This window comes from Pseudomonas sp. Lz4W (genome assembly GCF_000346225.2).
Classification (GTDB): Bacteria; Pseudomonadota; Gammaproteobacteria; order Pseudomonadales; family Pseudomonadaceae; genus Aquipseudomonas; species Aquipseudomonas paraversuta.
This window is the reverse complement of the sequence record NZ_CP017432.1, coordinates 277,339-289,319: the sequence shown is the minus strand read 5'-3', so window position 1 is coordinate 289,319 and position 11,981 is coordinate 277,339. Positions and strand designations below refer to the sequence as shown.

Genomic DNA, 11,981 nt, shown 5'->3' with positions numbered 1-11,981 from the left:
ACGCTAAGGCCAAGCGGGCAGCCCAACAGGTTTAAAAACGAATGAATGCTCTAGCCCGCCGCGCTGCTGGCCTGTTGCTCAGCACAGTTTTGCTCCCGCTTTCGGCCCTGGCGGCCGACCAGCAACCCACCCACGAGTTTCGCCTGGACAATGGCCTGAAGGTCATCGTGCGCGAAGACCATCGCGCGCCAGTGGTGGTGTCCCAGGTCTGGTACAAAGTGGGTTCCAGTTACGAGACCCCGGGCAAGACCGGCCTGTCCCATGCTCTTGAGCACATGATGTTCAAAGGCAGTAACAAGGTCGGCCCCGGCGAAGCCTCGTTGATCCTGCGCGACCTCGGCGCCCAGGAAAACGCTTTCACCAGCGATGACTACACCGCCTATTACCAGGTATTGGCCCGCGACCGCCTGGCGGTTGCCTTCGAGCTCGAAGCCGACCGCATGGCCAGCCTTCGCTTGCCGCCTGAAGAGTTCAAGCGCGAGATCGAGGTCATTAAAGAAGAACGCCGCCTGCGTACCGACGATCAGCCGATGAGCAAGGCCTTCGAACTGTTCAGCGCCATGGCCTACCCGTCCAGTGGTTATCACACGCCGACCATCGGCTGGATGGTAGACCTGGAGCGCATGAGCGTTGGCGAACTGCGCGCCTGGTATGAGGAGTGGTACGCACCGAACAACGCCACCCTGGTGGTGGTGGGAGACGTAACACCAGATGAAGTCAAAGCCTTGGCCCAGCGCTATTTCGGCCAGGTGGCCAAACGCGAAGTGCCTGTCGCCAAAGTCCCGCTGGAACTGCCGACCCCCGGTGAGCGCCTGCTCAAGATCCACGTGCAGACCCAACTGCCAAGCCTGATTCTGGGCTTCAACGTGCCAAGCATTGCCACCGCCAAAGACCCGGTTACTGCCAACGCCCTGCGCCTCATTTCGGCACTGCTGGACGGTGGCTACAGTGCACGTATGCCAACCCAGCTGGAGCGCGGCGAAGAGCTGGTGTCCGGCGCTTCGTCCAATTACAACGCCTTCACCCGTGGCGACAGCCTGTTCATGCTTTCGGCAATGCCCAACAGCCAGAAAAAAGTCACTCTGGCCCAGGCCGAAGCCGGCTTGTGGCGCATGCTCGATGACCTGAAAAAAACCCCGCCATCGCCACAGGAACTGGAGCGAGTGCGCGCCCAGGTGATCGCAGGCCTGGTTTATGAGCGCGACTCGATCACCAGCCAGGCCACCTCGATTGGCCAGCTGGAGACCGTGGGCCTGTCGTGGAAGCTGATGGATACCGAGCTGCAAGACCTGCAAAAGGTCACCCCGGCCGATATCCAGCAAGCCGCCCGCACTTATTTCACTCGCGACCGCCTCAGCGTTGCGCATGTACTGCCCGAGGAGAAAACCCATGAGTGAGCGTAAAGGTTCCCGCTACGCCCTGCTCGGCCTGAGCGCTGCAATACTGGCCGGCGTACTCGGCTACTATTTCGTCAGCCCCTCGGTCTCCGTGGCCAGCCAGGCACTGGATCAGGCCAAGGCCGAGCACAAGCTCGAGTCTCTGGCCGAACTCGACGGCAAGGCCCCCAGCCATCGCGCATTGAATGTACAAACCTGGAAAACCGCCGAAGGCTCCAAAGTTCTGTTCGTTGAAGCCCGCGAGCTGCCGATGTTCGACCTGCGCCTGACCTTCGCCGCCGGCAGCAGCCAGGACGAAAACACCCCGGGCCTGGCACTGCTGACCAACGCCATGCTCAATGAGGGCGTGGCAGGCAAGGACGTCGGGGCCATCGCCCAGGGCTTTGAAAGCCTGGGTGCGGATTTCGGCAACGGTGCCTATCGCGACATGGCTGTAGTGTCATTGCGCAGCTTGAGTGACCCGGCCAAGCGCACACCGGCGCTCAACCTGTTTGCCGAAGTGGTTGGCCAGCCAACCTTTCCGGCCGACTCCCTGGCGCGGATCAAAAACCAGTTGCTCGCCAGCTTTGAATACCAGAAGCAGGACCCGGGCAAGCTGGCCAGCGATGAACTGTTCAAGCGTCTGTACGGTAATCACCCTTATGCCCACGCCAGCGATGGCAACGCTCAAAGCATCGCTGCGGTCACCATCGATCAGCTCAAGGCGTTCCACAACAAGGCTTACACCGCCGGCAACGCGGTGATCGCGATTGTTGGCGATCTGTCTCGCGCAGAAGCCGAAGCCATGGCCGCTCAAGTATCCGCCGCGCTGCCCAAAGGCCCTGCAGTCGCCAAAACCGTAGAGCCCGGCGAACCCAAGGCCGGCCAGACCCACATCGAATTTCCGTCCAAGCAGACCCACCTGCTGCTGTCCCAGCTGGGAATTGACCGCGACGATCCGGACTATGCCGCACTGGCCCTGGGTAACAGCATTCTCGGTGGCGGTGGCTTCGGTACGCGCCTGATGACTGAAGTACGCGAGAAACGCGGCCTGACCTACGGCGTGTATTCCGGCTTCAGCCCGATGCAGGCACGCGGGCCGTTCATGATCAACCTGCAGACCCGTGCCGAATTGAGCGAAGGTACGCTCAAACTGGTGCAAGACATTCTGGCTGACTACCTGAAAAACGGTCCGACGCAAAAAGAACTCGACGATGCCAAGCGTGAATTGGCGGGCAGCTTCCCGCTGTCAAATGCCAGCAACGCAGCAATCGTCGGCCAACTGGGCGCAATGGGCTTCTATGATATGCCTCTGGACTATCTGGAAACCTTCATGCAGCAGTCCCAAAGCCTGACTAAAGAGCAGGTCAAGGACGCCATGAACAAGCACCTGAGCGCCGACAAACTGGTCGTGGTGACCGCCGGACCAACTGTGCCGCAAAAACCACTGCCACCTCCTACCGATAAACCTTCAGAGCAACCTCTTGGGGTTCCGGAGCATTAATGGCAAAGCCTAAAAACACATCGCACTCGGGTGCTGGTCAATTACGCATCATTGGCGGGGAATGGCGCAGCCGCAAGCTGGACTTCCCCCACGTAGAAGGTCTGCGCCCGACGCCTGACCGTGTACGTGAAACCCTGTTCAACTGGCTGACCCCGGACATCGTCGGCGCCAAGGTGCTGGACGTGTTCGCCGGTAGCGGCGCGCTGTTCCTGGAGGCACTGTCACGCGGCGCAGCCAAAGGCGTGGCTCTGGACAGCAACCGCGATGCGATTTCCAACATCCGCGAAAACATGGGCATCCTGCGCTGTACCACCGGCGAAGTTCAGCAGACCAACGCCCTGAACTACCTGGCGACGCCTGCGACCGAAGTGTTTGACGTGGTGTTCCTCGATCCGCCTTTCAACCTGGACCTGCTCAAGCCGGCATGCGACCTGCTGGAACAGAACGGTTGGCTGGCTGACAACGCCTGGATCTACACCGAAAGCGAGCGCCGTCCTTCGGAGCTGGGCCTGCCTGCCAACTGGCGCCTGCACCGTGAACAAAAGGCCGGCGGCGTGAATTACGCCCTGTGGGAGCGCGAAGCAGCGCCAACAGCCGCCGCAGAGTAACAACGCCATGCCCACGGGGTTTATTCAAACCCCGTGGTGCATCAGGCGCGTTCACCGCCTCTTACTTCGTCAACGACTACTGTCTCGGGCCGCTGTTGTGGCAAGCTAGCCAATCACTGCATCAGTTAGCGCAAGAGAATTCCAGTGCCATCCTTAGCTGCCCCTGTATCACTTCCTGAATCGTTCATGGCGGCCCATGGCCTGCGCAATCCCCATTTACAAACCCTGTGGGGCCCGCTGTGGCGCAAACGGCCGGTGGTTGAACACCGCCGCGAGCGCCTGTGGCTGGCAGATGGTGACTTTCTCGATCTGGACTGGCACGGCACCCCTTCAACCGATGCACCCATAGTGCTGGTATTGCATGGCCTGACCGGCTCATCGGCGTCGCACTATGTCGCCGGCCAGCAACGGGCCCTCGCCACGCAAGGCTGGACCAGTGTCGCCCTGAACTGGCGCGGCTGCTCCGGCGAACCCAATCTGCTGGCGCGCAGTTATCACTCCGGCGCCAGCGAAGACCTGGCGGCAGCCGTGGCACACTTGCGCGCCACCCATCCGCTGGCCCCGCTGTTCGCCGTCGGCTATTCACTGGGCGGCAACGTATTGCTCAAATACCTGGGTGAAAGCGGCAACGAAAGTGGCTTGCAGGGTGCGGTGGCGGTGTCGGTGCCGTTTCGCCTCGACCAGTGCGCCGACCGGATTGGCCAGGGTTTCTCCAAGGTCTACCAGGCGCATTTCATGCGTGAAATGCTGGTCTATGTCACGAACAAGCAGCGGCAGTTTCGCCACGATGCCCGGCATGAGCCGCTGGCCACGCTGGACAACCTGGGCTCCCTGAAATCGCTGCGCAAAATGCGCACCTTTTGGGAGTTCGATGACCGGGTCACCGCACCACTCAACGGTTACCTGAATGTCGATGACTACTACCGTCGCGCCTCCAGCCGATACTTTTTGGCCGCCATCGACACTCCGACCCTGATTATCCACGCCGTGGACGACCCGTTCGTGTTCAAACACAGCATCCCCGAGGCCAGCGAACTGTCCGGGTGCACCACACTTGAGCTGCATGCCAGGGGGGGCCATGTCGGATTTATCGAAGGCTCCCTTAAAACCCCGGGCTACTACCTCGAGCGGCGCATCCCGCAATGGCTGGCGAGCCTCAGGCCCGGGCCCGGGTAATGAGCAGCGAGCAGGGTGAGTCGATCCGGTTCTGGCAAACGCCACCGCTGACAGGTGTCGAGTTGCTCACCGCGCGCTATATCGAACACCGCTTCGTACCCCATGTGCATGATGGTTTTGTGATCGGCATGATCATGGACGGGGCCCAGCGCTATCGTTATCGCGGGGCTGAGCATCTGGCCTGCTCCGGCACCCTGGTTCTGATCAACCCGGACGAAGTGCACAACGGGCACAAAGGCCATGATGCCGGCTGGCGCTACCGGGCGTTCTATCCCGACAACGCGCAACTGCACGGCCTGCTGGAAGAGCTCGGCTTGCCCGGCATGCACTTGCCGACCTTCAATGACACCCTGATTCACGACCCCGACCTGTTCAGCGGCTTGTGCCGGCTGCACCAATTGCTCGAAGGCCCGGAGTCGGCACTGCATCAACAAACGGTCTGGCGACAAATGATGCTGGCGCTGCTCAATCGCCATGCCCGCCTGCCAATGCCGGCCAAGCCGGGCATTGAACATCGCGCCGTACGTCAGGCCAAGGAGCTGCTGCAGGCCCGTCTCGCCGAACCGCCCTCCCTGGAACAGCTGGCAGCGGCGGTCAATCTGTCGGCGTTCCATTTGGCCCGGGTGTTTCAACGCGCGACGGGCATGCCACCGCACACCTGGCTGATGCAGCAACGTATTGCCCACGCCAGAGCCTTGCTGAAAAAGGGTTGTTTGCCGCTGCAAGTGGCTACGCAATTGGGTTTTGCCGATCAAAGCCATCTGAGCCGGCAATTCAAGAAAGTCTACGGTGTGGGCCCCGGCGCCTATCGCGCAGCCAGTGCCCATAAACACCCGTAGTCGCAGCCTTCGCGCCTGGGCAGCGACCAGGTTACAGCGCGAGCATCAATCGCCGGTAGCAATGCCCCGCTCAGGATCGTTGATCCATTCGCTCCACGACCCCGCATAGAGCTTACCCAGCGGATAACCGGCCAACCCCAGTGCAAACAGGTTATGGCACGCCGTCACGCCGGAGCCGCAGTAGGCCACCAGCTCTTGCGCAGAACGACCGCCGAGCTGCTCGGCGAAACGCTTTTTGAGTTGATCGGCAGGTAAAAAACGCCCGCTGCTGTCGAGGTTCTCGCTGAACGCTGCACATTGCGCACCCGGAATATGCCCGGCAACAGGGTCGATAGGTTCAACTTCGCCGCGAAAACGTGGTCGGGCACGGGCGTCGATCAAGGTCAGGTCCGGATCGCCCAGGCGCTTGTGCAAGTGCTCGGCATCGACCAGCAAACGCTTGTCGAGCTTGCCTTCCAGGTTGCCACGGGGCTTGACCACAGCATCCAGACTCAGCGGGAAACCTGCACCATGCCAGGCCTTGAGGCCGCCATCGAGGATAAACACGCCATCGCGCTTGCCCAGCCAGGTCAGCAACCACCATGCCCGGGCGGCATAGACCCCCGGACCGTCGTCATACAGCACCACATCGCTGTCGTCATTGATGCCCCATGCGCGCAGTCGCTCAAGCAACACCTGTGGCTCGGGCAACGGGTGACGGCCCGTTACACCTTTGATCACGGGGCCGCTCAAATCACGTTCAAGGTCAGCAAATTGCGCACCGGCTATATGCCCTTCGGCATAGCTGCAACGACCATAGTCGGGGTCTTCAAGGGCGAAACGGCAATCCAGAATAACCAGACCGGGCAGTTCCTGGCGTTCGCTCAGGGCTTGGGGGCTGATCAGTTGCGCGACGGGCATAGGGAACTCCTGTGAGGGGGTGAAATGCATTTATTGAACGTGCAGCGCGTGCTCCAGCGGGACGTAGTAATCCTTGATCAGTTCATCGAAGTCTGCCCGGCCCTGAGCGGTGACAAAGCCCGATTCCAGGACCAGCAGTTGATACACCCCGCGCTTGATGGCCTGCTCACTGAGCTGATCGTTGTTCTCCCGGGTAGTACACAGAAAACTGACCCATGAGGTGAGAATGATCCACGCGTTAAGGGTCAGCGACTCGATTTGCAGGGGGGTCATGCACATAAGCCCGGCATCGACAAAACCGCGGTAAATCGCTTGCGCCTGACGCAGACAGTTCTGGGAAAAGACCCGGTAACGGGCGGCAAGCTCAGTGTCGCTGTGCAGCAAGTGCTCGATATCACGGTACAAAAAGCGATAGCGCCACATGGCATCCAGCAACTGCTGCAAGTACTGACGCTTGTCTTCAACACTGGCCATACGCCCTTCGGGCGGGCGCAGAAACCTCAACACCAACGCCTCATACTCGCTGAACAATACCGAGATGATCGCCTGCTTGTTAGGGAAGTGGTAATACAGATTGCCCGGTGAAATTTCCATGTGCGCGGCAATGTGGTTGGTGCTCACACTGCGCTCGCCCAGCTGATTGAACAGCTCCAGACTGCTATTGACGATGCGCTGGCTGGTTTTTATTCGTGGGGCCATGGGCTTCTTGGGCTTTAATGAAAAACGAAAGACATCTTACGACCTTACCCGTCATCGTTAAACCTCACGGATAAGCGCCCCTCATTGACAGCTTAGAGCATAGGCTCTAAAAGCATGATTGCTCTCAAATAAAAATAACCCGCAAGCCTTCCGCCCGGAGCAAACCATGTCTGTCGACAGCGCCCCCCGCCAAGACGCCTCAGCCGTGCTGAGCGATCTCCATTCCCTGCTCGACACCCAACGTCTGGCTTATGCGGCTCACCCCTATCCGCCACTCGCCCAGCGCCAGCAGTGGTTGAAAAGTTTGCGCAAGTTACTGAGTGATGAGCGCGAAGTGCTGATCGACGCCATCAGCCAGGACTTCAGCCACCGCAGCCCTGACGAAACCCTGTTTGCCGAGCTGATGCCCAGCCTGCACAGCATTGATTACACCCTTAAGCATTTGAAGCGCTGGATGCAGCCCTCGTCCCGCAGCGTAGGGGTGATGTTCCAGCCGGCCAGCGCCAAAGTGGTGTATCAGCCCCTGGGCGTAATCGGCATTATCGTGCCGTGGAACTACCCGCTGTACCTGGCCATGGGCCCTTTGATCGGGGCATTGGCGGCGGGTAACCGGGTAATGCTCAAACTCAGCGAGTTCACCCCGGCCACAGGGCACTGGCTCAAGGACTTGCTGGGGCGCATCTTCCCCGAAGACATGGTTGCCGTAGTACTGGGTGAAGCCGATGTGGCGGTGGCATTCTCCGGCCTGGCATTTGATCACTTGCTGTTCACCGGCTCGACCCACGTAGGCAAGCAGGTCATGCGGGCAGCTGCCGACAACCTGACCCCGGTAACCCTGGAGCTGGGCGGCAAGTCGCCAGCCATCGTATCGGCCGATGTACCGCTCAAGGATGCTGCCCAACGTATCGCCTGGGGCAAAACCCTCAACGCTGGGCAGACCTGCATCGCTCCGGATTACGTGCTGGTGCCGCGAGACCGGGTCGATGACTTTGTTGAGGCCTACCGCCAGGCCGTGCACAGTTTTTATCCGACCCTGATCGACAACCCGGACTACACCGCAATCATCAATGAACGCCAACTGGCGCGCCTTGATCGCCTGCAAACCGATGCCACTCTGAAGGGTGCACGCCTGATACCGCTGTACGAGCAAGGCCAGGGGCGGCGCATGCCCCACGCCCTGCTGCTGGGTGTAAACGACGAGATGCAGGTGATGCAGGACGAAATATTCGGCCCACTGCTGCCCGTCGTGGCCTACGGCGACCTGCAGCAAGCGCTGGATTACATCAATGCCAGACCGCGCCCGCTGGCGCTTTACTACTTCGGCTACAACAAGCCCGAGCAGCAACGGGTCATCCAGCACACCCACTCTGGCGGCGTGTGCATCAATGACACCCTGCTGCATGTGGCCATCGACGACCTGCCGTTTGGCGGTGCAGGGCATTCCGGCATGGGCCATTACCACGGTCATGAAGGCTTTGTGACCTTCAGCAAAGCCAAGGGGGTGCTGGTTAAACAGCGCCTCAACAGCTCGCTGATGATTTACCCGCCTTATGGCCGCCAACTGGTACGCCTGATCCAGAAGCTGTTTATCCGCTAGTCGAAGGTGGCCCATGCCTGAATTGAGGGTTGAAGAGGTTCTGCTATCGCGTCGGGGCGTACTGAAAGTCGGCCTGTGGGCCAGTGCATTTTTGACCTGCGCCGGGCTCGGCGCCAGTCTGAGTGGCTGCTCGCCCGGCAGTAGCGCCAGCGGCTTCGCCTTGTTGCGCAGCAGTGATCTGACTTTTTTGCGGGCACTGATCCCGGTGATGCTTGCGGGTAGCGTGGGCGCCCCGGCTGTTCCCGGTGCGGCCGATGCCACCTTGCATCAGCTGGACCACAACCTTGCTCACTTGTCCCCCGAACTGCTCAAGCTGACTCGGCAATTGTTCGATGTACTGGCCATGCCGGTAACACGGGGCCCGTTGACCGGGGTCTGGAGTGGCTGGGAGAGCGCCAGCCCCGAACAGATTCAGGATTTTTTGCAGCGCTGGCAAAACAGCAGCCTGAACCTGCTGCGCATGGGCCACGGCTCGCTGGTGCAACTGGTGATGATGAGCTGGTACGAACGCCCCGAATCCTGGGCCGGGTGCGGGTATCCGGGCCCGCCGAAGATCTGACTGACCCCGTACAACCCGTAGGAGCGAGCTTGCTCGCGAGCTGTTAAACGCGGCGACGAAGAGCTCGCGAGCAAGCTCGCTCCTACAAACCCCATTGCCACCATGGAAGTCCTTTATGCCCGTACCTGATCCGTTCCGCGAAGGCATGGCCCGAGGCTGGAAAACCCGGGATGGCTCGCAACTCGACAGCGACCTGACGCTCGAAGCCGATGTAGTGATTGTCGGTAGCGGTGCAGGCGGCGGCACCACGGCCGAGATTCTTAGTGCCGCCGGTTACAGGGTCTTGCTGATCGAGGAGGGCCCGCTCAGGACCAGCAGTGATTTCAGGCTGCTGGAAGACGAGGCCTACTCCAGTCTTTATCAGGAAGGCGTCGGGCGCATGAGCAAAGACGGCGCCATCAGCATCCTCCAGGGGCGGGCCGTGGGCGGTACGACCCTGGTCAACTGGACTTCAAGCTTTCGCACCCCCGCCCCCACCCTGGAACACTGGGCCCGGGAACACGCGGTCGCCGGCCACAGTGAGGCGCAGATGGCACCATGGTTCGAGCAGATGGAACAGCGGCTTGGCGTCGCGCCCTGGCTGATCCCGCCCAACGCCAATAACGAGGTGATCCGCACCGGTTGCGAAAAGCTCGGCTACAGCTGGCATGTGATCCCGCGCAATGTGCGCGGCTGCTGGAACCTGGGCTACTGCGGCATGGGCTGCCCGACCAATGCCAAACAATCGATGCTGGTGACCACCATCCCCGCCACCCTCGAACAGGGCGGCGAATTGCTGTATCTGACCCGCGCCCGGCGGCTGCTGATCAGCGGCGACCAGGTTACCGGGCTGGAGTGCCAGGCCATGGACAGCCGCTGCGTGGCGCCCACCGGCCGCACAATCATGGTCAAGGCCCGGCACTATGTGCTGTCCGGCGGCGGCATCAACACCCCCGGCCTGCTGCTGCGTTCCGAGGCACCCGACCCCCACGGACGACTCGGTAAACGGACGTTTCTGCACCTGGTCAACTTTTCTGCGGCGCAGTTTCCTGCGGCCATCAATCCGTTTTACGGCGCCCCGCAATCGATTTACTCCGATCATTTTCAGTGGAAAGACGGCACCAGCGGGCCCATGGGCTACAAACTCGAGGTGCCGCCGCTGCATCCGGCCCTGGCAGCCACAATTTTTGCCAGCTTTGGCCAGACCAGCGCCGGGCACATGGCGCAACTGCCCAATACCCATATGATGCTGGCGTTGATGCGCGACGGTTTTCATCCCGACAGCCCCGGCGGCAGTGTCGAGTTGCGTGCTGATGGCAGTCCGGTACTCGATTACAGCCTCACGCCCTATGTCTGGGACGGTCTCAAGCGTGCCCTCCACAGCATGGCCGAAATCCAGTTCGCAGCAGGCGCCAGCGCCGTCATGCCGCTGCACAGTGATGCGCAATACATGACCAGCCTTGGCCAGACACGTGACCGAATCGACAGTTTGAGCCTTGAGTTGTATCGCACCCGCCTTGCCAGTGCCCATGTCATGGGTGGCTGTGCAATGGGCGAAAACCCGCAACTGGCGGTTACCGACAGCCTTGGGCGCCATCATCAATTGGGTAATGTATCGGTCCACGATGGCTCTTTATTCCCCACCAGCATTGGGGCCAACCCGCAATTGTCGGTGTACGGGCTCACGGCGAAACTGGCAACAGAGCTGGCCGCGCGCCTGAAAAATCCGTGAAAAAGTAGTTAATTGGCCACGTCTATAGTGCTTTCTTCTGCGAATGGCGACTTGGCCGACCGGGAATGCTGCGATACCATCCGACTCCCCAACGGATTCCCGCCAGGACGACGCGATGAACCGAGTGTTGTACCCAGGTACATTTGACCCTATTACCAAGGGCCACGGCGATCTGGTCGAACGCGCCTCGCGCCTGTTCGATCACGTGATCATTGCTGTCGCTGCCAGCACCAAAAAAAACCCGCTATTTCCTCTGGAACAGCGTGTGGAGCTGGCACGTGAAGTCACCAAACACCTGCCCAATGTGGAGGTAGTCGGCTTCTCGACGCTGCTCGCGCACTTTGCCAAAGAACAGAACGCCAATGTCTTTCTGCGTGGCCTGCGTGCCGTGTCGGACTTCGAATACGAGTTCCAGCTGGCGAACATGAATCGCCAACTGGCCCCCGACGTCGAAAGTCTGTTCCTCACGCCGTCAGAGCGTTATTCGTTCATTTCGTCGACATTGGTCCGGGAAATCGCGGCATTAGGTGGCGATATCAACAAATTCGTGCACCCGGCCGTGGCCGATGCCCTCACCGAGCGCTTTCGCAAGAAGTGACCGCTGAAGCGGCGCCCGCGTGCACTGCGGGCGCCAATGCGGCACAATTGCCGCATTCGATTTCAGTTGCCCGGGCCGAGCGCCCCGGCAGGAGTACCCATGTCCCTGATCATCACCGACGATTGCATTAACTGCGACGTCTGCGAACCCGAGTGTCCGAACGCTGCCATTTCCCAGGGCGAAGAGATCTATGTGATCGACCCGAACCTGTGTACCCAGTGCGTGGGCCACTACGATGAGCCGCAATGCCAGCAGGTCTGCCCGGTTGACTGCATCCCGCTGGATGAAGCCCACCCGGAAACCGAAGAACAGCTGATGGCCAAATACAAGGCAATCACCGGCAAGGCCTGACCTTGTCGGCCATTGCTTTAATGCGCCGAACCTGAAAAGCCACAGTGCCTGAATCTCTGGTCA

Annotated in this window: 12 protein-coding genes; 10 read left to right on the top strand and 2 right to left on the bottom strand. The window is 60.6% G+C overall.

The window, feature by feature from the left end; all coding sequences use genetic code 11:
* The first annotated feature begins 41 nt into the window (after positions 1–41).
* The 5 genes from B195_RS01355 to B195_RS01335 all read left to right on the top strand — a co-directional run bounded on the left by B195_RS01355 (position 42) and on the right by B195_RS01335 (position 5,503).
* A complete protein-coding gene (locus tag B195_RS01355) occupies positions 42–1,397 on the top strand; it encodes a pitrilysin family protein (protein ID WP_004419739.1) in 1,356 nt (451 codons plus the stop codon).
* A complete protein-coding gene (locus tag B195_RS01350) occupies positions 1,390–2,880 on the top strand; it encodes a pitrilysin family protein (RefSeq protein ID WP_004419740.1) in 1,491 nt (496 codons plus the stop codon). The genes B195_RS01355 and B195_RS01350 overlap by 8 nt, the downstream gene beginning before the upstream one ends.
* The gene (rsmD, locus tag B195_RS01345; protein WP_004419741.1) at positions 2,880–3,488 is read left to right on the top strand and encodes a 16S rRNA (guanine(966)-N(2))-methyltransferase RsmD; all 609 of its coding nucleotides are present in this window, start codon (positions 2,880–2,882) and stop codon (positions 3,486–3,488) included. The genes B195_RS01350 and rsmD overlap by 1 nt, the downstream gene beginning before the upstream one ends.
* Positions 3,489–3,674: 186 nt before the next feature.
* Positions 3,675–4,664: a hydrolase gene (locus B195_RS01340; RefSeq protein WP_004419742.1), complete on the top strand. Its 990-nt coding sequence runs from the start codon at positions 3,675–3,677 to the stop codon at positions 4,662–4,664.
* A complete protein-coding gene (locus B195_RS01335; RefSeq protein ID WP_178105561.1) occupies positions 4,664–5,503 on the top strand; it encodes an AraC family transcriptional regulator in 840 nt (279 codons plus the stop codon). Before B195_RS01340 ends, B195_RS01335 begins: the two co-directional genes overlap by 1 nt.
* A gap of 45 nt (positions 5,504–5,548) precedes the next feature.
* On the opposite strand, the gene B195_RS01330 is transcribed toward B195_RS01335, so the two are convergent.
* Together B195_RS01330 and B195_RS01325 are read right to left on the bottom strand one after the other, a co-directional pair.
* Complete coding sequence (locus tag B195_RS01330; protein WP_004419746.1) at positions 5,549–6,403, bottom strand: sulfurtransferase; 855 nt, start codon at positions 6,401–6,403, stop codon at positions 5,549–5,551.
* A gap of 30 nt (positions 6,404–6,433) precedes the next feature.
* Complete coding sequence (locus B195_RS01325; protein ID WP_004419748.1) at positions 6,434–7,102, bottom strand: TetR/AcrR family transcriptional regulator; 669 nt, start codon at positions 7,100–7,102, stop codon at positions 6,434–6,436.
* A gap of 166 nt (positions 7,103–7,268) precedes the next feature.
* Here B195_RS01325 and B195_RS01320 point away from each other — a divergent pair, with 166 nt between their 5' ends.
* From B195_RS01320 to B195_RS01300, 5 genes are all read left to right on the top strand, one after another.
* The gene (locus B195_RS01320) at positions 7,269–8,699 is read left to right on the top strand and encodes a coniferyl aldehyde dehydrogenase (RefSeq protein ID WP_004419749.1); all 1,431 of its coding nucleotides are present in this window, start codon (positions 7,269–7,271) and stop codon (positions 8,697–8,699) included.
* Positions 8,700–8,712: 13 nt separating this feature from the next.
* Positions 8,713–9,258 (top strand): hypothetical protein, encoded by a 546-nt coding sequence (locus B195_RS01315; protein WP_004419751.1) that lies wholly within the window; start codon positions 8,713–8,715, stop codon positions 9,256–9,258.
* Positions 9,259–9,373: 115 nt separating this feature from the next.
* On the top strand, positions 9,374–10,969 hold the full coding sequence (locus B195_RS01310; protein WP_004419752.1) for a GMC family oxidoreductase: 1,596 nt from the start codon (positions 9,374–9,376) through the stop codon (positions 10,967–10,969).
* A 115-nt stretch (positions 10,970–11,084) separates the two neighbouring features.
* The gene (coaD, locus tag B195_RS01305; protein ID WP_004419754.1) at positions 11,085–11,567 is read left to right on the top strand and encodes a pantetheine-phosphate adenylyltransferase; all 483 of its coding nucleotides are present in this window, start codon (positions 11,085–11,087) and stop codon (positions 11,565–11,567) included.
* A 99-nt stretch (positions 11,568–11,666) separates the two neighbouring features.
* A complete protein-coding gene (locus B195_RS01300; RefSeq protein ID WP_004419756.1) occupies positions 11,667–11,918 on the top strand; it encodes a YfhL family 4Fe-4S dicluster ferredoxin in 252 nt (83 codons plus the stop codon).
* Positions 11,919–11,981 lie beyond the last annotated feature (63 nt).